Annotated in this window: 17 protein-coding genes; 10 read left to right on the forward strand and 7 right to left on the reverse strand. The window is 65.9% G+C overall.

What is annotated here, in order from left to right; translation table 11 throughout:
* Positions 1 to 69 precede the first annotated feature (69 nt).
* From hemF to AB6724_RS12740, 3 genes are read right to left on the reverse strand one after another with little or no spacing between them, the layout of a single operon-like run.
* Positions 70 to 1023 carry an oxygen-dependent coproporphyrinogen oxidase gene (gene hemF, locus AB6724_RS12730; RefSeq protein WP_369338896.1) on the reverse strand — a complete coding sequence of 318 codons (954 nt, stop codon included), beginning with the start codon at positions 1021 to 1023 and terminating at the stop codon, positions 70 to 72.
* On the reverse strand, positions 1023 to 2315 hold the full coding sequence (purD, locus tag AB6724_RS12735; RefSeq protein WP_369338897.1) for a phosphoribosylamine--glycine ligase: 1293 nt from the start codon (positions 2313 to 2315) through the stop codon (positions 1023 to 1025). The genes hemF and purD overlap by 1 nt, the downstream gene beginning before the upstream one ends.
* A complete protein-coding gene (locus AB6724_RS12740; protein ID WP_369338898.1) occupies positions 2312 to 3031 on the reverse strand; it encodes a YebC/PmpR family DNA-binding transcriptional regulator in 720 nt (239 codons plus the stop codon). The genes purD and AB6724_RS12740 overlap by 4 nt, the downstream gene beginning before the upstream one ends.
* Positions 3032 to 3112: 81 nt before the next feature.
* On the opposite strand from AB6724_RS12740, the gene AB6724_RS12745 reads away from it, so the two are divergent.
* The 4 genes from AB6724_RS12745 to upp all read left to right on the forward strand — a co-directional run bounded on the left by AB6724_RS12745 (position 3113) and on the right by upp (position 7525).
* The gene (locus AB6724_RS12745; protein WP_369338899.1) at positions 3113 to 4636 is read left to right on the forward strand and encodes a helicase HerA-like C-terminal domain-containing protein; all 1524 of its coding nucleotides are present in this window, start codon (positions 3113 to 3115) and stop codon (positions 4634 to 4636) included.
* A gap of 122 nt (positions 4637 to 4758) precedes the next feature.
* Positions 4759 to 5643 carry an enoyl-CoA hydratase-related protein gene (locus AB6724_RS12750; RefSeq protein ID WP_369338900.1) on the forward strand — a complete coding sequence of 295 codons (885 nt, stop codon included), beginning with the start codon at positions 4759 to 4761 and terminating at the stop codon, positions 5641 to 5643.
* A gap of 169 nt (positions 5644 to 5812) precedes the next feature.
* Positions 5813 to 6787 (forward strand): threo-3-hydroxy-L-aspartate ammonia-lyase, encoded by a 975-nt coding sequence (locus AB6724_RS12755; protein WP_369338901.1) that lies wholly within the window; start codon positions 5813 to 5815, stop codon positions 6785 to 6787.
* Between the two features lie 105 nt (positions 6788 to 6892).
* Positions 6893 to 7525 (forward strand): uracil phosphoribosyltransferase, encoded by a 633-nt coding sequence (upp, locus tag AB6724_RS12760; RefSeq protein WP_369338902.1) that lies wholly within the window; start codon positions 6893 to 6895, stop codon positions 7523 to 7525.
* A gap of 119 nt (positions 7526 to 7644) precedes the next feature.
* On the opposite strand, the gene AB6724_RS12765 is transcribed toward upp, so the two are convergent.
* The 3 genes from AB6724_RS12765 to AB6724_RS12775 form a co-directional block, all read right to left on the reverse strand.
* Positions 7645 to 8748: a DUF6817 domain-containing protein gene (locus AB6724_RS12765; RefSeq protein WP_369338903.1), complete on the reverse strand. Its 1104-nt coding sequence runs from the start codon at positions 8746 to 8748 to the stop codon at positions 7645 to 7647.
* Positions 8749 to 8752: 4 nt separating this feature from the next.
* Complete coding sequence (locus AB6724_RS12770) at positions 8753 to 9553, reverse strand: MetQ/NlpA family ABC transporter substrate-binding protein (RefSeq protein WP_369338904.1); 801 nt, start codon at positions 9551 to 9553, stop codon at positions 8753 to 8755.
* Positions 9554 to 9816: 263 nt separating this feature from the next.
* Complete coding sequence (locus tag AB6724_RS12775) at positions 9817 to 10263, reverse strand: MerR family transcriptional regulator (RefSeq protein ID WP_369338905.1); 447 nt, start codon at positions 10261 to 10263, stop codon at positions 9817 to 9819.
* A gap of 111 nt (positions 10264 to 10374) precedes the next feature.
* Here AB6724_RS12775 and AB6724_RS12780 point away from each other — a divergent pair, with 111 nt between their 5' ends.
* Positions 10375 to 11313, forward strand: coding sequence for an NAD-dependent epimerase/dehydratase family protein (locus tag AB6724_RS12780; RefSeq protein WP_369338906.1), 939 nt, complete (start codon positions 10375 to 10377; stop codon positions 11311 to 11313).
* 129 nt (positions 11314 to 11442) lie between these two features.
* Here AB6724_RS12780 and AB6724_RS12785 read toward each other — a convergent pair whose 3' ends face one another.
* Positions 11443 to 12147, reverse strand: coding sequence for a YebC/PmpR family DNA-binding transcriptional regulator (locus tag AB6724_RS12785; RefSeq protein WP_369338907.1), 705 nt, complete (start codon positions 12145 to 12147; stop codon positions 11443 to 11445).
* A 230-nt stretch (positions 12148 to 12377) separates the two neighbouring features.
* Here AB6724_RS12785 and AB6724_RS12790 point away from each other — a divergent pair, with 230 nt between their 5' ends.
* From AB6724_RS12790 to AB6724_RS12810, 5 genes are all read left to right on the forward strand, one after another.
* A complete protein-coding gene (locus tag AB6724_RS12790) occupies positions 12378 to 13607 on the forward strand; it encodes a nucleoside recognition domain-containing protein (RefSeq protein ID WP_369338908.1) in 1230 nt (409 codons plus the stop codon).
* A gap of 20 nt (positions 13608 to 13627) precedes the next feature.
* On the forward strand, positions 13628 to 14251 hold the full coding sequence (locus AB6724_RS12795; protein ID WP_369338909.1) for an HD domain-containing protein: 624 nt from the start codon (positions 13628 to 13630) through the stop codon (positions 14249 to 14251).
* A 94-nt stretch (positions 14252 to 14345) separates the two neighbouring features.
* The gene (locus AB6724_RS12800) at positions 14346 to 14795 is read left to right on the forward strand and encodes a hypothetical protein (protein WP_369338910.1); all 450 of its coding nucleotides are present in this window, start codon (positions 14346 to 14348) and stop codon (positions 14793 to 14795) included.
* A gap of 77 nt (positions 14796 to 14872) precedes the next feature.
* Positions 14873 to 15934, forward strand: coding sequence for an efflux RND transporter periplasmic adaptor subunit (locus tag AB6724_RS12805; RefSeq protein WP_369338911.1), 1062 nt, complete (start codon positions 14873 to 14875; stop codon positions 15932 to 15934).
* Entirely contained in the window at positions 15934 to 19032 is a 3099-nt protein-coding gene (locus tag AB6724_RS12810) for an efflux RND transporter permease subunit (RefSeq protein ID WP_369338912.1), read from the forward strand. The genes AB6724_RS12805 and AB6724_RS12810 overlap by 1 nt, the downstream gene beginning before the upstream one ends.
* Positions 19033 to 19058 lie beyond the last annotated feature (26 nt).

Below are 19058 nucleotides of genomic sequence, written 5' to 3' on the forward strand. Positions count from 1 at the left end.
AAAATTTCCCTGCCGACAGTGCCTTATGCGCCATGGGCAGGGAAATCCGCGGTCACCCGGAACGCGTTCCTACAGCCAGTCACGGCGGATCAGGAATTTGTCCAGCAGCTCGCGCTCGGGCGTGCCGGGCGCATCCACGCGCTGATAGCTCCAGTCCGCATGCGGCGGCATGGACAGCAAAATGGATTCGGTGCGGCCGCCCGACTGCAGGCCGAAGTGGGTGCCGCGGTCCCAGACCAGGTTGAATTCCACATAGCGGCCACGGCGGTAGCGCTGGAAGTCCACCTGCTGCTGCGTGTACTCGGCATTCCGGCGGCGCTCCACGATAGGCAGATAGGCCTTCAGAAAGGCATCGCCCACCGAGCGCAGCATGGCAAAGCTCTGCTGCTGGCCGAGTTCGCTGAAGTCGTCGAAGAAGATACCGCCTATGCCGCGCTGCTCGTTGCGGTGCTTGAGATAGAAATACTCGTCGCACCACTGCTTGAAGCGCGGATAGAGCCGATCACCGAACGGCGCCAGCGCATCGCGGCAGGTCCGGTGGAAATGCAGCGCATCTTCTTCGTAGCCATAGACGGGCGTCAGGTCCATGCCGCCGCCAAACCAGCAGGTCTTGGGCTGGCCTTCATGGCCGGCAGCGATCATACGCACATTCATGTGCACCGTGGGCACCAGAGGATTGCGCGGATGGAACACCAGCGACACCCCCATGGCCTCGAACGGCGCACCCGCCAGCTCGGGCCGGTGCTGGGTGGCCGAAGGCGGCAGCTGCGACCCGCGCACATGCGAGAAGCCGCAACCCGCGCGCTCGAACACGCGCCCGCCTTCCATGATCCTGGTGATGCCGTCGCCCTGCAGCTTTTCGCCCGGCTCCTTGTGCCAGGCGTCGGCCAGAAAGCGCGCACCGCCCTCGCCTTCGATTTCCTCGAGAGCTCCGATGATGCGGGCCTGCAGCCCCGTCAGGTACTCGCGCACCTCGGCCACGGGCAGCATGTCGGCCGCGGAAGAAGACGCAGCTGCCGTCATCACTCGGCCTTCTTGATGGCGCGGAAGCCGATGTCGCGGCGGTACTGGGCACCATCGAAATGGATGCCGCGCGCCACGTCATAGACCTTCTGCTGCGCCTGCTTGACGCTGTCGGCCAGCACGGTCACGCACAGCACGCGGCCACCGCTAGTCACGGGCTGGCCGTCTGCCTGCAGTTGGGTGCCCGCATGGAAGACCATGGCGTCGTCGGCTGCCGCCGGCAGGCCGGTGATCACATCGCCCTTGCGCGGATCTTCGGGATAGCCGGCGGCCGCCATCACCACGCCCAGCGCGGTGCGGCGGTCCCACTGCAGCTCGACCTGGTCGAGCTTAGCGTCGCAGGCGGCCAGCATCACGTCCACCAGATCGCTCTTGAGGCGCATCATGATGGGCTGGGTTTCGGGATCGCCCATGCGGCAGTTGAACTCCAGCGTCTTGGGGTGACCGGCCTTGTCGATCATCAGGCCCGCGTAGAGGAAACCGGTGTAGGGCACGCCGTCTTTTTCCATGCCGCGGATGGTGGGCAGGATGATTTCGCGCATGGCGCGTGCATGCACGTCGGCCGTGACCACGGGCGCGGGCGAATAGGCGCCCATGCCACCCGTGTTCGGGCCCTGGTCGCCATCCTTGAGGCGCTTGTGGTCCTGGCTGGTAGCCAGGGCCAGCACGTTCTTGCCGTCGCACAGCACGATGAAGCTGGCTTCCTCGCCGTCGAGGAACTCCTCGATCACCACGCGGGCACCGCCCTCGTTGTGGGTCACGCCGTACTTGTTGTCCACCAGCATGAAGTCCACGGCATCGTGGGCCTCCTGCAGCGACATCGCGACGACCACGCCCTTGCCGGCGGCCAGGCCGTCGGCCTTGATCACGATGGGCGCACCCAGGCGGTCCACATAGGCGTGGGCGCCCACGGGGTCGCTAAAGGTTTCATATTGCGCCGTGGGAATGCCGTGGCGCGCCATGAAGTCCTTGGAGAAGGCCTTGGAGGACTCGAGCTGTGCCGCGGTCCTGGTCGGGCCAAAGACCTTGAGGCCATGGGCGCGGAACTCGTCCACCACGCCCGCGGCCAGAGGCGCTTCGGGCCCCACGACCGTCACGGCGATCTTTTCGGCCTGCGCCCATTCGCGCAAGGCCTTCACATCGGTGATGTCCAGGTTTTCCAGCTTGCCACCCGCCAGGGCGGTGCCGCCATTGCCGGGAGCCACATAGACCTTGGTCGCCTTGGGCGATTCGGCCAACTTCCACGCCAAAGCGTGTTCACGGCCACCGCCGCCAATCACAAGAATTTTCATAGTTCTGCGTTGTGGTAGACGTCCTGAACGTCATCCAGATCTTCAATCATGTCGAGCAGCTTTTGCATGCGAGCTGCGTCATCGCCTTCCAGAGCGATTGTATTTTCAGGGCGCATAGTCACTTCGGCCATGTCGGGCGTCAGGCCCGCGGCCTGCAGCGCATCGCGCACGGCTTCGAAGTCGCCGGGAGCCGTCAGCACCTCGATACCGCCCTCGTCATCGCTGATCACGTCCTCGGCACCGGCTTCGAGCGCCACTTCCATGACCTTGTCCTCGCTGGTGCCGGGCGCAAACAGGATCTGGCCCACATGCTTGAACTGGAAAGCCACCGAGCCTTCCGTGCCCATGTTGCCGCCGTATTTGCTGAAAGCGTGGCGCACATCGGCCACCGTGCGCACGCGGTTGTCCGTCATGGTGTCCACGATGATGGCCGCGCCGCCTATGCCATAGCCCTCGTAGCGGATTTCCTCGTAGGTCACGCCTTCGAGGTTGCCCGTGGCCTTGTCGATATTGCGCTTGATATTGTCGGCCGGCATGTTCGCGGCCTTGGCCTTGTCCACCGCCAAGCGCAGACGGGGATTGGCCGCGAGATCGCCGCCGCCCTGACGCGCCGCGACCATGATCTCACGGATGATGCGGGTCCAGATGCGGCCGCGCTTTTCATCCTGGCGACCCTTGCGGTGCTGGATGTTGGCCCATTTGCTGTGTCCTGCCACAGAGAGTCCTTTGATATTTGATTTAACCTTGCGGACGAGATTTTACTTTTGACTGCAAGCCCCCTTAAGAGGAAACCCGAAATGGCTTCACCCCTTTTGATTGCCCAGCACTCTGCCACAGAATGTGCGCTGCTGCCCGGCATGGCCAACCGCCATGGCCTGATCACCGGCGCCACGGGTACCGGCAAGACCGTGACCCTGCAGAAACTGGCCGAGAGCTTCTCACAGATCGGGGTGCCCGTGTTCATGGCCGACGTCAAAGGCGACCTGAGCGGCATCAGCCAGGCCGGCAAGCTCGGCGACAGGCTCGCGGCCTCGCTGCAGGAGCGCGGCATTGCTCCGCCCCAGTCCCTGGCCTGCCCCGCCACCTTGTGGGATGTGTTCGGCGAACAAGGCCATCCGGTGCGCGCCACGATCTCGGACATGGGGCCGCTCCTGATAGGCCGCATGCTCAATCTCAACGACACGCAGATGGGCGTGCTCAACATCGTCTTCAAGATTGCCGACGACAACGGCATGCTGCTGCTGGACCTCAAGGACCTACGCGCCATGCTCCAGCATGTGGGCGACAACGCCAAGCCGTTCACCACCCAGTACGGCAATATCAGCCCGGCCAGCGTGGGCGCCATCCAGCGCGGCCTGCTGCAGATCGAGCAACAAGGCGGCGACCAGTTCTTCGGCGAGCCCATGCTCGACATCAATGATCTGATGCAGACCGATGCCAACGGCAGGGGCGTGGTCAACATCCTGGCGGCCGACAAGCTGATGAATGCGCCGCGCCTGTACTCGACCTTTCTGCTCTGGCTTCTGTCCGAGCTGTTCGAGCAGTTGCCCGAGATCGGCGACCCCGAGAAACCCAAGCTGGTGTTCTTCTTCGACGAGGCCCACCTGCTGTTCAACGATGCGCCCAAGGTACTGCTCGAGCGCATCGAGCTGGTCGTGCGCCTGGTGCGTTCCAAGGGCGTGGGCGTGTATTTCGTGACCCAGAACCCGCTGGACGTGCCCGACTCTGTTCTGGGCCAGCTGGGCAACCGCGTGCAGCATGCGCTGCGGGCCTTCACCCCGCGCGACCAGAAGGCCGTGGCCGCAGCCGCCTCCACCATGCGCCCCAATCCGGGACTGGACATTGGGGCCGCCATCACCGAGCTGGCCGTGGGCGAGGCCTTGGTCAGCCTGCTCGACGAGAAAGGCCGGCCCGGCGTGACCGAGCGCGTGTTCGTGATTCCGCCCGGCAGCCAGATCGGCACTATCACGCCCGAGCAGCGCCAGGCCTTGATGCGCGACTCTCTGGTGGCCGGCGTCTACGAAAACGCGGTAGACCGCGAATCGGCCTTCGAGATACTGCGCGACCGCGCGGGCAGCGCCACTCCCGCCAAGCCCGGCGATGCGCCCGCGGCCGCCGGCGCGGCCCAGGCCGGCGCGTCCGACTCCATGATGGACGGCCTCAAGGAGCTGCTGTTCGGCCGCACCGGCCCACGCGGCGGCCAGCACGACGGACTGGTGCAGACCATGGCCAAGTCCACCATGCGCACCATGGGCAACAGCCTGGGCAAGGAGATTCTGCGCGGGGTGCTGGGCGGCATTCTGGGCGGCAAAAAGCGCTGACCTGCCACGCGCCAAAAGCCAAGGCCTTGGGCGCGGCCGTCAGGGAATCCCCCGGTTCGCGCAAGCCACATCCAGTCACCCGCGTGACTTGCGCGCGCCCAGGCCCGGGCCACCATCTGCGCATGCCCCATACCTCCGACACCCATCTGCTGACCGCAGGCCTGAGCTGCTTCCGCCTCGATCTGGCGGACCACATCGCGCATCTGGTGCTCAACCGACCGGAAGAGCTCAACACGCTGAACCCGCAGTTCTGGCACGAGCTGGACCGGGTGCTGGACACCCTGCACCGCAGCGGAGAATCCCGTGCCCTGGTCATCAGCAGCACCGGCAAGCATTTCTCGGCCGGCATGGCGCTGGACACTTTTGCCGATCCCAGGTTTGCGCCCGACGATCGCAGCCCCGAAGGCCGTGCCCTGCTCTGCGACACCCTGGCGCAGATGCAGGCCACCTTCAACAAGCTGGAGTCGCTGCGCATGCCCGTGATCTGCGCCATCCACGGCGGCTGCATAGGCGGTGCGCTGGATCTGGTTGCGGCCGCCTGCATACGCTATGCCAGCGCCGATGCCTTCTTCTGCATCCAGGAAATCAATATCGGCATGACGGCCGACCTCGGCAGCCTGCAGCGCTTGCCCAAGCTCATGCCGCTGGGCATCGTCAAGGAACTCGCCTATACCGGCCGGCGCATGGGCGCTCCGGAGGCCGCCTCCCACGGCCTGGTCAATGCCGTGCATGACAGCCAGGAGGCCGCCGTGCTCGCTGCCCTGGCCTGCGCGCGCGAGATCGCGGCCAAGCCGCCGATCGCCATCTGGGGCAGCAAGCAGGTCATCAACTATGCGCGCGACCACAGCGTGCAGGACTCCCTGCAGCAGATGGGCTGGGTGCAAAGCGGCATCTGGAGCAACCGCCATGTGATGGAGTCCGTCTCCGCCATGCAGGCCAGGCGTACCGGCGAGTTTCCGCCGCTGGCTACGCTGCGCGAGTTCCGCCCGCAGGGCCAGGAATCCTGATTTCATAGCTGGCAGCGCTGATGTAGAAAGCGCTTGCGAGCGATTCAAGCGAGTTTTAACTCCAAGCCTGTCCGCGGCGGCAGGCTTTTTTCATGGCCCGTGCCATCGCCGCCGCAGCGGTCCGGCGCCGTTATCATGGATTCATACCTCACCGCCACCTTGAATCACCATGAGCCTGACGCCCAATCTGCTTCCCACCTATGACGATGTTGTTGCCGCTGCCGCACGCCTGAAGGGCGTGGCCCACCAGACGCCGGTGCTGACCAGCCGCACCATGGACGAGCAACTGGGCGCCCAGCTGTTCTTCAAGTGCGAGAACCTGCAGCGCATAGGCGCTTTCAAGCTGCGCGGCGCCTACAACGCTCTGGCCCAGTTCACGCCCGAGCAGCGCAAAGGCGGGGCGCTGGCCTTTTCCTCGGGCAACCACGCCCAGGCGATTGCGCTGGCAGCCCAGATTCTGGACATGCCTGCGCTCATCATCATGCCCGAGGACGCTCCGGCCTCCAAAATGGCGGCCACGCGCGGCTATGGCGCCCAGGTGGTCACCTACAACCGCTTCACCGAGGACCGCGAAGCCATCGCCTGCAAGCTGGCCAGCGAACGCGGCATGACGCTGATCCCCCCGTACAACCACCGCGACGTGATTGCGGGCCAAGGCACGGCCGTGAAGGAGCTGCTCGAGCAGGTGCCCGACCTCGACTACCTGTTCGTCTGCCTGGGCGGCGGCGGCCTGCTCTCGGGCAGCCTGCTGTCGGCCAATGCGCTGGCGCCTCGCTGCAAGGTGATAGGCGTGGAGCCCGAGGCCGGCAACGATGTGCAGCAATCGCTGCGCGCCGGCCATATCGTCAAGATCGACACCCCGCGCACCATTGCCGATGGTGCCCAGACCCAGTCGCCGGGCGATCTCACTTTTGCCATCATCCGCCAGCGCGTGAACGATGTGCTGACCGTCAGCGACGAGCAGCTGGTCGAAGCCATGCGCTTCTACGCCGAACGCATGAAGATCGTGGTCGAGCCCACGGGTGCTCTGTCGCTGGCGGCGGCCATGAACAGCGATCTGCCCCTGGCCGGCAAGCGCGTGGGGATTGTGATCAGCGGCGGCAATGTGGATTTAGAGCGCTTCGCACAACTTCTGGGCGGCTGACGGCGAAAATAGCGCCTGTTGCGGCCTGCTCCGCATCCGATTCACCTCAAGGCAGGTGCCGGCCACAAGCCGGCCCGCCCCGTTTCCCCTACAAAGATCAAGAACATGAGCACTTTGCATCTGATCGACCATCCCCTGATCCAGCACAAACTGACGCTGATGCGCCGCAAGGAAGCCAGCACCAACAGCTTTCGCCGCATGCTGGGCGAGCTGTCCACGCTGATGGCCTACGAACTGACCCGCGACTTCCCGCTGCAGGACATCGAGATCGAAACGCCCATGGAAAAAATGGTCGGCAAGGTCATCGACGGCAAGAAGCTGGCCCTGGTCTCCATACTGCGCGCCGGCAACGGCTTCCTGGACGGCATGCTCAATGTAGTGCCGGGCGCCCGCATCGGCCATATCGGCCTGTACCGCGACCCCGAGACCCTCAAGCCCGTCGAGTACTACTTCAAGATGCCCGACAACATGGGCGAGCGCGATGTCATCGTGGTCGATCCCATGCTGGCCACCGGCAACTCTGCCGTGGCCGCCGTGCAGCAACTCAAGGACAAGTGCGCGCCCAAGTCCATCAAGTTCATGTGCCTGCTGGCCGCGCCCGAGGGCGTGAAGACCATGCAGGCCGCCCACCCCGATGTGGACATCTACACCGCCGCCGTGGACCGCGAGCTCAACGACCATGGCTATATCCTGCCGGGCCTGGGCGACGCCGGCGACCGTATCTTCGGTACGAAATAAGCGGTTCTGGCTGCAGTCAAAAAAGCCCCGGCAGTTCCCGGACTGCCGGGGCTTTGCATTGCCCGAAGCTTTCGTTCAAGCAGCAGCGCTTACCCAATCATCGCCCGAGCCGGTTTTACTCAAAGCTGGCGCAGCGCCACATTGTTGAGCTTGTCCAGCCGCGCGGGCCAGCTGCCCTCCTGGGCCGATTGCAGCAAGATACGCGTCCAGGCAATCCAGGCATCCCATTGCACACGCTTGTCCCAGGCATTGCCCCAGCTGCAAAAGCACTGCAGCGCGCTCTCGGCGGCCCGAGCGGCATCGGCGTTGCGACCCGCGCTCAGGTAAAGCTGGGCCAGCACCATCTGCGGCTCGCCCACCCAGGGGTTGAGGGCCACGGCCTGCTCCAACGTGGCGGTGGCAGCGTCCAGGTCGACCAGAGGCTGATCGAGCTGAATCACCGACCAGTACAGCGCCACGGCCGCAGCCTCGTTGCCTGCGCTCAGCAGCTGGCTGCAGTTCGCAAACACGGGCGGCAGCGGCAGCCGGGTCTTGAGTGCCGGATGCTGCAACGCCTGGCCCAGGCCGCTGATCTGGCTGAGCATGCGGCTACTGGGGCGCATGGGGCCGGGCCACAGCGACGCCGCCCAGTGCACGGCCTGCTGACGGCTGCTGTCCACGGCCGGAAAGCGCGAGTAGATATCCTCCTGCCAGCTGAACCACTGCTCCATGCTGTCGGCCATGCTGACGATCGCGAACACAGCCACTTCATAGGCCGTGAGCCTGATGCTCTCGTGCGGCTCGGGGCCGTTGCGCTCGATCTGCAGGCTGCCGTCGGCTCCCAGCTCGCCAGCCAGCAGCTTCTGCACGAACTGGGTACGGCTCATGGTGCAAAACAGATAGACCAGATGCTCGGCCTGCTCCCCGACCAGGCGCTTGAGCTGCTCGCGCTCGTTGCCGGCATCGAACTTGACCAGATCGACAAAGGCATTGCCGTAGACGCTGTGCAGCAGACCCAGCTGGCGCACCTCCCTGGGCTGCTGCCACAGCGCCAGAGAGCGCGCCACGCCTGCCAGATGGTGGCGAAAAGTGCCGGCCTTGTGCCAATCCTGGCCCACGCCGCGCTCCAGCACCACGGGCAGCAGCGGCGCCAGATCGGCGTCACGGCTCAGCCACTCCTCGTCCAGCAAGGCCTTGGCGCGCTCGAACAGCGCCGCATCCAGTTGACTCCAGGGCTGATTCATGCGCTCACCATGCGGTTGTGTAGGCACCCTTGAAGGTCTTTTCCACAAAGGCCTTGACCTCAGGTGACTGGTAGGCCTTCACAAAGGCCTGCAAGCCTTTGCTGTTTTCATGACCGGCGCGCGTGACGATGAGCACGGTCACATAAGGCGTGTTCACATCTTCCAGCGCCAGCGAGTCGCCCTGGGGGGACAGGCCGGCAGCCACGGCGTAGCTGCTGTTGACGGCTGCGGCATCGAGATCATCAAGGGCGCGGGCCAGTTGGGCCGCTTCGAGCTCGACAAACCTGAGCTTTTTGGGGTTGGCCGTGATATCCAGCACCGAGGCGCGCGCACCGGCATCGGCCTTGAGCGTGATCAGCCCCTGCTTGGCCAGCACCATCAGAGCACGCGAGCCATTGGTGGGATCGTTGGGAATGCCCACGCGTGCGCCGCTCTTGAGATCGGCCAGCTTCTTGACCTTCCTGGAGTACACGCCCATTTGCTGGTTCACGGCCTTGGCCACGGGCACCAGCTTGTAGCCACGGTCCTTGTTCTGGGCATCGAGGAAGGGCTGGTGCTGGTAGATGTTGGCGTCGATATCGCCGCTGGACAGCGCCGCATTGGGCTGGATGAAGTCGCCGAACTCCACCAGCTTGACCTTCAGGCCCTGCCTGGCCGCAACCTGCTTGGCCACTTCGGCAATCTGGGCATGGGGACCGGCCGTCACGCCAATGGTCACGGCCAGCTCCTGGGCCCGAGCCAGCAATGCGGCAGAAACCAAGGCGGCGACCGCCAGGGCTTTTACGAGAGAACGCTTGTGCACCATAGGCACCTTTCAAGACAGATCCGGGAAAACATTCGTCCGCAAAGCATGTACATGCTCAGGGACAGCGTCTTGAAACTTAACGCATAAAGCCAGCCGCAGCAGCCCCATCGGGGCCGGCGCCCATCACAAAGCGGGATGGCTGGCAGCGCGGCTCGGTAAATATTTAATAAGAATAAGCTTAAACCCTTATTCATCAAGCGCCAGACGCTATCAAATCAGGAATTCCACAAGGCATATATGGATGCCACGGCCCTGCAGCAGGCTCAGCTGCAGGGTTGATCGGGCTCACCCGCCTCATCGCCCTGCCCGAGCAGCCGCATTTGCGACAGCACGCGCCGCGCGTTGCTGGCGCAATCCATGTCTTCGTGCCTGGCCTCGATCTGCTCAATCAGCTCGCTCAGTTCTGCGCGGCTTTTCGTCAGCTGCGCCAGCATCAGGTCAATGCTCTGCAGCTTGCCGTGCAGCGTGGCCAGCAGCTCGTCATGCTGCCAATGCTCTAGATCGTCGGGCAGCAGCTGGCGCAGCTCATCCAGACTGAAGCCGGCCCGCTGCGCCGTGGCAATCAGCCTCAGCGCCAGCACCGCCTCTTCGGAATAGCTGCGATAGCCATTGGCCTGGCGCCGGGCGGCGCCCAGCAGGCCGATGCGCTCGTAAAAACGAATGCGCGATGCGGCAAGACCTGTGCGTTGGGCGAGTTCTCCTATCTTCATGCTCGCTATTCTCCTGCAATCTGCGCTTGACCTTGAACCGAGCTTCAAGCTTAGGCTTGCACTGTTTCCCGGCCATCGAGGCCGGTGAAGACTATTCTTCAAGGAGCTGGAATGCAGACCATTTTGGGCGCCAATGGGCAGATCGCCATAGAGCTGGCGCGCGAACTCAAGCGCAACTACGGCAGCGACCTCAAGCTGGTCAGCCGCCAGCCACGCAAGGTGCACGACACGGATAGGCTTCAAGCCGCCGATCTGCTCGATGCCGAGCAAACCGCCAGGGCCGTGCAGGGCAGCAGCGTGGTGTATTTCACCGCCGGCCTGCCGCCCGATACGCAACTCTGGGAGCAGCAGTTTCCGACCATGCTGCGCAACGCGTTGGCGGCCAGCCGCGCTGCGGGTTCCCCCTTTGTCTATTTCGACAACACCTATATGTACCCGCAGAACGCGCAGCTGCAGACCGAGCAGACGGCGTTTGCCCCCGTGGGGCGCAAAGGCCGGGTGCGCGCCGCCATGGCGGAGATGGTGCTGCAGGAGATGGCGCGCGGCGAGATCCCCGTGCTCATTGGCCGCGCCCCCGAGTTCTACGGTCCCGAGAAAACCCAGAGCATCACCAATACGCTGCTCATCGACAGCCTCAAGGCCGGCAAGAAGCCGCGGGTGCCGGTGCGCGACGATACCCTGCGCACGCTCATCTGGACGCCCGATGCCAGCCGCGCGCTGGCTGCGCTTGGCAATACGCCTGATGCCTTCGGTCAGACCTGGCATCTGCCCTGCTGGGACGAAAGGCTGAGCTACCGGCAGTTGGCGACCATGGCCTGCGAGGTTTTTGAGCGCAAGCCCTCCTACCAGGTGCTGAGCAAATGGATGTTGCAGGTAATCGGGCTGTTTTCAAAGCCGGTGGGCGAACTCCGTGAGCTCTTGCCCCGCTATGAGCAGGACAATCTGTTCGATTCGGGCAAGTTCAAGCGCCGCTTTCCCGAGTTTGAGATCACCAGCTACCGCCAGGGGCTGGAGCGGATTCGGCGGGAGTGGACAGAAAAACAGTCTTAGCACCCCGGGCCAGGGCGCAGATCCAGCCATCGGTGCAGGACTCATCGAGATCGATGCGTCAGCAGCAGCCATAAAAAAAGGAGCAGTGATCGCACTGCTCCTTGGGGCTGAAAGGCAAACAGCCTGAGATCAGTCCACCAGACCCGCGTACACATGCTGCACGTCGTCGTCGTTTTCCAGACCGGCCAGGAAGTCCTGCACTTCTTCCTGCTGCTCGGCAGACAGGCTGCTCATGCTGACGGGGTTCTTGGCCTTGTAGCCCAGCTTTGCCGACAACACCTTGATGCCCTGGGCAGGCAGGGCCTTGCTCACGGTATCCAGATCGGTAGGCTCGGTGATGAACAGGGTCACACCCTCTTCGTCGCCGGGCTCGAAGTCCTGCGCACCGGCTTCGATCGCGGCCAGCTCCACATCGGCGCCGCCCTCGGGTTCACCCTCGATCATGCCCACATGGTCGAAGTCCCAGGCCACGGCCGTCAGCTGGCCCTTGCGGAAGCACACGCGCATATTGGGGGCCGTGCGGTTGGGGTTGTCGGTCAGGCATTCGACCATCACCGGCACGCGGTGCGGCGCATAGCCTTCGAACAGCACGCTGGAATAGTTCACGGCATCGGCACCCGCGCCCGAGCCCTTCTTGATTGCACGATCCAGCGTGTCCTTGGGCATGGAGGCCTTGCGGGCAGCTTCGACGGCCATGCGCAGGCGCGAGTTTGCGGCGGGGTCGCCGCCGCCCAGACGGGCAGCGACCGTGATTTCCTTGACCAGCTTGCCAAACAGCTTGCCCTTGGCATCAGCGACCAGCGCCTTGCCCTTTGCTTTCCATTGCGCGCCCATGGGTGCGATTCCTTGATGAGTGGTGGATGGCCGACGCGAGCCGCGCGGCCTGCTGAAAAATTTCGAAGCGCGGTTATACACCCGCTGCACCGGCCCTGCTAGGCCCAGGGCCAGAGCTTGAGCGCCTGAAATAGCCTTCCGGCCCCTATCATCGGGCAGCACGATAGGCGACGGAACTGCGGATGGCGCCACAATCGGAGCTGATTCACGCAAAACCAGAAGATATCTCTATGCTCAATGCCTTGTGGCTAGGCTTTTTTCTCGTGGCAACCGTGGCCGCATTCGCGCAATGGCTGATAGGCGGCCAGGCCGAGGTGTTTGCCGCCATGGTCCAGGCCTTGTTTGCCATGGCCAGGCTCTCGGTCGAGGTCATGGTGCTGCTGTTCGGCACGCTCACGCTGTGGCTGGGCTTTCTGCGCATCGCCGAGAAAGCCGGCATCGTGGAATGGCTGGCACGCATGCTGGGCCCGCTGTTTGCCAAGCTCATGCCCGAGGTACCGCGCGGCCACCCGGCGCTGGGCCTGATCACGCTGAACTTCGCGGCCAACGGCCTGGGCCTGGACAACGCGGCCACGCCCATGGGGCTCAAGGCCATGCGCGCGCTACAGGAGCTCAATCCGCGGCCCGATACCGCCACCAATGCGCAAATCCTGTTCCTGGTGCTCAACGCCTCATCGCTCACGCTGCTGCCCGTCACCATCTTCATGTACCGGCTGCAGCAGGGCGCGCCCGACCCCACGCTGGTCTTTCTGCCGATTCTGCTGGCCACCTCGGCCTCCACGCTGGTCGGTCTGCTGAGCGTGGCCGTGGTGCAGCGGCTGCCGATTTTCAGTCCCGTGGTGCTGGCCTATCTGCTGCCCGTGGCGCTGGCCCTGGCCGCCTTCATGGCTTTTCTCACCACGCTGAGCGCGGCGGCGCTGGCCCACCTGTCCTCGCTGATGGGCAATCTCACGCTGTTTGCGCTGGTCGTGCTGTTCGTGGCCCTGGGCGCCTACAAAAAGGTGGCCGTGTACGACAGCTTCATCGAAGGCGCCAAGGAAGGCTTTGACGTGGCCAAGGGGCTGCTGCCCTATCTGGTGGCCATGCTCTGCGCCGTGGGCGTGTTTCGCGCCTCGGGGGCGCTCGAATACGTGCTCTCGGCCATACGCTGGACCGTCGATGCCGTGGGCATGGATGCGCGCTTCGTCGATGCCCTGCCCACGGCGCTGGTCAAGCCGTTCTCGGGCAGCGCCGCACGCGCCATGCTGATCGAGACCATGCAAAGCCATGGCGTGGACAGCTTTGCCGCGCTCACGGCCGCCACCGTCCAGGGCAGCACCGAGACCACCTTTTATGTGCTGGCCGTGTACTTCGGCGCCGTGGGCATACAGCGCGCACGCCATGCCGTGGCCTGCGCGCTGGTGGCCGAGCTGGCCGGCGTGGTGGCCGCGATCGCCGTGTGCTACCGCTTCTTTGGTTGACGCCTTACAAGGATGGCTGCATGACGAATTCAGAACCGCTGTTCGAGCGTTCCTGGCAGCGCGCCTGGCAAGGGCTGGGGGTCACACCGCCCGCGGGCCTGCTGCAGGCAATGCTGACCGCCTATGCCGAGCCCCAGCGCCGCTACCACACGCAGCAGCATCTGGCCGAATGCCTGGCCCATTTCGAGGCCGTGCAGAACCGGGCGCAGCACCCGGCCGAGGTGGAGCTTGCGCTGTGGTTCCACGACGCCGTCTACGACATCAAAGCCAAGGACAACGAACTGCGCAGCGCCCAATGGGCCGCCCAGGCCCTGGGCGAGGCCGGCCTTGCCGAAGCCATCTGCGGGCGCGTGCATGAACTCGTCATGGCCACGCGCCACGAAGTCCTGCCCAAGCATGACGATGCGAGGCTGCTGGTGGACATAGACCTCGCGATTCTGGGCGCGGACCCCGAGCGCTTTGCCGAATACGACGCCCAGGTGCGTGCCGAATATGCGTGGGTGCCGTGGCCGATCTACGGCATCAGGCGCAAGCAGGTGCTGCAGGGCTTTCTGCAGCGCCAAGCCATCTATGCGACGCCGTATTTCCACGCCCGGCTCGAACAGCAGGCTCGCGCCAATCTGCACCGCTCCATCGCGTTATAAGCATTCCAGCGCTCAGGTCGGCTCGGCTTTGATTGACGAGCACCACGCAGGGTTGTGGGTTGCCGCAGCCAATCACGACGCTACAATCCGGCCCATGTCGCGTGCGATCCAGAGACTTTCTCTGCGGAGCGCGGTGCTGCTGCTGATCATGGTGGCGCAACTGCTGATTCCGCTGCTGCACGGCCATTTCGGAACTCCGAATCAAGCTGGCCTGCATGTGCACGCGACGCCCTCGAGAATGGCTGATTCTCATTTCCATCTGTTCACCGGGCACGACTCCTCCAGCGATCTGCATGAACATCGGGCCCAGGCCGAGCCTTTCGAGGTCGATGTCCAGGATGCGCTGCAGCCGCTGGACCTGCTGCCCATGCCGCTGCTGGCCGTCATAGGTCTGGCCCTGCTGACCCTGGGCCTGCGCGCCGCACGCATGCGCTGCGTCGCCCCCCGGCCCTCACCGCGGCCCGAGCCCGCATGCCGGGTTCCGCTCTGGCGCGGTCGCGTGATACGGCCGTCGCCAGCCCAGGCCCCGCCTCTCGCTTCCTGATCTCCCAAGCCTTGCACAGGCTTGCCAGCATCCCTGCACGCGCGGGGATGGCTTTCATTGTTTTTCCGGAGTCAGGAATGTTCTTCCACCGATGGCTGCTGGCGGGCGCACTCGCGCTGCCAGCTTGCGTCCCCATTTTTGGCATGGCCGCCGAGGCCGTGACCCTCACCCCCGAGCAGGCGCGCACGCTGGGCGTGAGCTTCCAATCCATACAGAGCTCTGCCGAGCTCGAAATAACGGCCCATGCGCGCGTGGTGCTGCGTCCCGACGCCCAGGCCGTGGTCGCCGCGCCCTATGCGGGTGCCGTGCCGCGCGTGCTGGTGGCCCTGGGCCAGACGGTGCGCGCCGGCCAGGCCGTGGCCGTATTCACCAGCCCCCAGCTCTATGAAGCGCGGCGCGCACTGTCCGAGGCCGAATCGCAGTCGCGCCTGGCCCGGCAATCGCTGGCGCGCGACCGATCGCTGTACGACGACGGCATCATCGCGGCCAGCCGCTGGCAGGCCACTCAGGCCCGCGCCACGGAGGCCGCGGCCATGGCCCAGGCCAGGCGCGCCGAGCTGGCGAGCAGTGGCGTGACGCTGGCCGGCAACGAGGCCCAGCTGCTGACGCCTCGCGCCGGCATCGTGACCGAGGTCTTGGCCCAGCCGGGCGCGCGCGTCGAGGCTTCGGCGCCGTTGGTGCGCGTGGCCGACCCCAAGGCGCTGGAACTGGACCTGCTGCTGGGTCGCGAAGTGCCGCTGCCCGCCGTGGGCGACCGCGTGCAGGTGGGCTTTCGCGGTGCTGCGGGCCAGGTCGCGGGCATGGCGCCCGTGGGCGATGGCTCGGCTGGCATGCGTGTGCGCGTGGCCTTGAGCAAGAACGGCGATCTGCGCCTGGGCGAAAGCGTCACGGCCACGTTGGCCCTGAAGAATGCGGCCCAAACCGGCGAACGGCTGCGCATTCCGGCCGCAGCGCTTGCGCACTGGCAGGGCCAGACCGGTGTGTTCCTGGCCACCGACAAGGGCGTGCGCTTTGCTCCGCTGACGCTGGAAGCCAGCGACGAAGCCACGGCCGTGGTGCGCGGGGCGCTGCCGCCCAAGGCGCGCATCGCGGTCACCGGCATCGCCGCGCTCAAGGGCCTGCTGTCCGGAGGTGAGTGATGCTGGCCAGACTGATAGATTTCTCGCTGCGCCAGCGGGCTCTGGTGCTGCTCGCGGCCCTGGCCCTGGCGCTGGCCGGCGTCTGGGCCTATGTCCATCTGCCCATTGACGCTTTCCCCGACATCTCGCCCACCCAGGTCAAGGTGATCCTCAAGGTGCCGGGCATGACGCCCGAGGAGGTGGAGCAGCGCGTCTCCACGCCCGTGGAGCAGGAACTGCTGGGCCTGCCGCACAAGACCATCGTGCGCTCGGTCTCCAAGTACGGCATCAGCGACGTGACGGTGGACTTCGCCGAGGGCACGGACGTGTACTGGGCGCGCCAGCAGGTGTCCGAACGGCTGGCCGGCATACAGCGCGAGCTGCCGGCCACGGCCGAAGGCGGGCTGGCCCCCATCACCACGCCACTGGGCGAGATGTTCATGTTCACCATCGATGGCGAGGGCTATTCGCTGGCCGAGCGTCGGCGCGTGCTGGACTGGGTGATACGCCCCGCCCTGCGCACCGTGGCCGGCGTGGCCGATGTGAACGCACTGGGCGGTGCGGTGCGCGGCTACGAGGTGATTCCCGATCCGGCGCGGCTGCGCGCGCGCGGCGTGACGCTGGACCGGCTGCGCCAGGCACTGGAGGCCAACAACCGCAATGACGGTGCGGGCCGTCTGGACCGCGGCGAGGAGCACTGGGTGGTGCGCGTGGAAGGCGGGGTGCGCGGTCTCGAGGATCTGCGCGCCATCGTGGTCGAGCCGGCCCGTGGCGGACTGGCCGCAGCCACCGTGGGCGATGTGGCCACGGTGCGACTGGGCGAGGCCACGCGCAACGGCGCCGTGAGCCGCGACGGCCAGGGCGAGGCCGTCGAGGGACTGGTGCTGGGCCTGCGCGGCGTGGATGCGCGCAGCCTGGTCGAAGCCGTGCAGGCCAGGCTCGACGAGCTCGCGCCGCGCCTGCCCCGGGGCATGAGCACCCAGGTGTTCTACAACCGCGGCGAGCTGGTCTCGCGCGCGGCCGGCACCGTGGTGCGCGCGCTGGTCGAGGCCAGCCTGCTGGTGGTGGTCACGCTGTATCTGTTCCTGGGCGGCGTAAGCGCCGCTCTGGTGGTGGCGGCCACGCTGCCGCTGTCCATGCTGGCCACCTTCTTGCTCATGCACTATGTGGGCCTGACCGCGAATCTGATGAGCCTGGGTGGCCTGGCCATCGCGCTGGGCATGCTGGTCGATGCCTCGGTGGTGGTGGTGGAAAACATAGAGACCGCGCTGGCGCACAGGCCCGACGGCGCAACGCCGGCACAGCCCGCAGAGCGCCTGGCCCTGATCCGGGATGCCGTCTCCGCCGTATCCGCGCCCATGCTGGCCGGGGTGTCCATCATCGCCATCGTGTTCCTGCCGCTGCTCACGCTGCAGGGGCTCGAGGGCAAGCTGTTTTCCCCCGTGGCGCTGACCATAGTCCTGGCCCTGGGGGCTTCGGTACTGATAGCCTTCACCGTGGTTCCGGCGCTGGCCTCGCTGCTGCTGCGCGCGCATGCCAGCGACGCTCCCTGGCTGATGCGCAAGCTGGGTCATGGCTTTGCACGCCTGCAGCTCTGGAGCCTCGCGCACCGCCCCATGGTGTTCGGCATCGCGGTGGCGGCGCTGGCGGCAGCGGCCGCCCTGTATCTGTCGGTGGGCAAGACCTTTATGCCCACCATGGACGAGGGCGATCTCATCGTCCAGCTGCAGAAGGCGCCGTCCGTCTCGCTAGCCGCCTCGCTGGACATGGACCGGCGCGTGCAGCAGGCACTGCTCAGGGAGGTGCCCGAGATCCGCTCCATCGTCGCGCGCACGGGCTCGGACGATCTGGGCCTGGACCCCATGGGCCTCAACGAGACCGACACCTTTCTGGTGCTCAAGCCGCGTGCCGAATGGCGCGGCAGCAAGGAAGACATTGCCGTCGCCATACGCCGCGTGCTCGAAGGCTTTCCGGGCCTGATCTACGGCTTTACCCAGCCCATAGAGATGCGCGTGTCCGAGATGCTGACCGGCACGCGCGGCGACGTGGCCATCAAGATCTTCGGCGCCGACCTGGCCAAGATAGACGCGGCGGCCCAGGCGATTGCGGCCAGCATGCGCGCCGTGCCCGGGGCTTCCGAGGTCATCGCGCCCAGCAACAGCGGCGTGCAATACCTGCAGGTGGTGCTCAACCGCGCCGCCGTCGGCCAGTCGGGCTTCTCCGGCGACGCCCTGCAGGCCCAGCTGCGCGCCCTGGTCGAGGGCGAGCGCATAGGCATCGTGCCCGAGGGCATGGTGCGCACGCCGCTGGTGCTGCGCGGCGGCACGGCGCTGCGCCAGTCGCCAGAGGGCCTGGCCGGCCTGCTGGTAACCGCGCCCGACGGCACGAACTGGCCGCTGACCTCGCTGGCCACGCTGGCCGCCCAGGACGGCCCGGTGCGCATAGACCACGAGGACGGCGCACGCTTTGCCGTGGTCCAGGTCAACGTCGAAGGGCGCGACCTGGCCGGCTTTGTCCGCGAGGCCCAGGCCGCCGTGGCCCGGGACGCCGGCCTCAAGGACCTGCGCATCGTCTGGGGCGGCCAGTTCGAGAACCAGCAGCGCGCGGCCGCGCGCCTGGCTCTGGTGGTGCCGCTGGCGCTGGCCGCCATCTTCGTGCTCCTAGTGCTCACCTTCCGCTCGCCGCGGCAGGCGCTACTGGTCATTGCCAACATCCCGTTCGCGCTGGTGGGCGGCATGGCGGCGCTGCGCGCGGCCGGCGAATACCTGTCGGTGCCGGCCTCGGTGGGCTTTATCGCGCTGCTGGGCATCGCCGTGCTCAACGGCGTGGTGCTGGTCTCGCACTTCAACGCGCTGCTGACCGGCGGCATGGAGCTGACCCGGGCCGTACGCCAGGGCGTGCGCGACCGCTTGCGCCCCGTGCTGATGACGGCCTGCATCACCGCACTGGGCATGGTGCCCCTGCTGCTGGCCAGCGGGCCGGGCTCGGAAATCCAGCGGCCGCTGGCCGTGGTCGTGGCCGGCGGCCTGGTCAGCTCCACGGCGCTGACCCTGTTGCTGCTGCCGCTGCTGTTCGAACGCTTCGGCGTTCCCTACGCCGCCAAGGAGTCTCAAAAATGAGAGCTATCAGCACTTCACAGACAAGG

Origin of the sequence: Comamonas guangdongensis, assembly GCF_041079535.1 — a bacterium.
Lineage (GTDB): Bacteria > Pseudomonadota > Gammaproteobacteria > Burkholderiales > Burkholderiaceae_C > Comamonas > Comamonas guangdongensis.

Bases quoted from the DNA above. Each gene is read 5' to 3' on its own strand.
- AB6724_RS12750 (WP_369338900.1), top strand. From the start codon at position 4,759: ATGCCCCATACCTCCGACACCCATCTGCTGACCGCAGGCCTGAGCTGC.
- AB6724_RS12800 (WP_369338910.1), top strand. From the start codon at position 14,346: ATGTCGCGTGCGATCCAGAGACTTTCTCTGCGGAGCGCGGTGCTGCTG.
- AB6724_RS12745 (WP_369338899.1), top strand. From the start codon at position 3,113: ATGGCTTCACCCCTTTTGATTGCCCAGCACTCTGCCACAGAATGTGCG.
- AB6724_RS12810 (WP_369338912.1), top strand. From the start codon at position 15,934: ATGCTGGCCAGACTGATAGATTTCTCGCTGCGCCAGCGGGCTCTGGTG.
- purD (WP_369338897.1), bottom strand. From the start codon at position 2,315: ATGAAAATTCTTGTGATTGGCGGCGGTGGCCGTGAACACGCTTTGGCG.
- AB6724_RS12765 (WP_369338903.1), bottom strand. From the start codon at position 8,748: ATGAATCAGCCCTGGAGTCAACTGGATGCGGCGCTGTTCGAGCGCGCC.
- AB6724_RS12805 (WP_369338911.1), top strand. From the start codon at position 14,873: ATGTTCTTCCACCGATGGCTGCTGGCGGGCGCACTCGCGCTGCCAGCT.
- AB6724_RS12780 (WP_369338906.1), top strand. From the start codon at position 10,375: ATGCAGACCATTTTGGGCGCCAATGGGCAGATCGCCATAGAGCTGGCG.
- AB6724_RS12790 (WP_369338908.1), top strand. From the start codon at position 12,378: ATGCTCAATGCCTTGTGGCTAGGCTTTTTTCTCGTGGCAACCGTGGCC.
- AB6724_RS12795 (WP_369338909.1), top strand. From the start codon at position 13,628: ATGACGAATTCAGAACCGCTGTTCGAGCGTTCCTGGCAGCGCGCCTGG.
- AB6724_RS12755 (WP_369338901.1), top strand. From the start codon at position 5,813: ATGAGCCTGACGCCCAATCTGCTTCCCACCTATGACGATGTTGTTGCC.
- upp (WP_369338902.1), top strand. From the start codon at position 6,893: ATGAGCACTTTGCATCTGATCGACCATCCCCTGATCCAGCACAAACTG.
- AB6724_RS12770 (WP_369338904.1), bottom strand. From the start codon at position 9,553: ATGGTGCACAAGCGTTCTCTCGTAAAAGCCCTGGCGGTCGCCGCCTTG.
- AB6724_RS12785 (WP_369338907.1), bottom strand. From the start codon at position 12,147: ATGGGCGCGCAATGGAAAGCAAAGGGCAAGGCGCTGGTCGCTGATGCC.
- AB6724_RS12775 (WP_369338905.1), bottom strand. From the start codon at position 10,263: ATGAAGATAGGAGAACTCGCCCAACGCACAGGTCTTGCCGCATCGCGC.
- hemF (WP_369338896.1), bottom strand. From the start codon at position 1,023: ATGACGGCAGCTGCGTCTTCTTCCGCGGCCGACATGCTGCCCGTGGCC.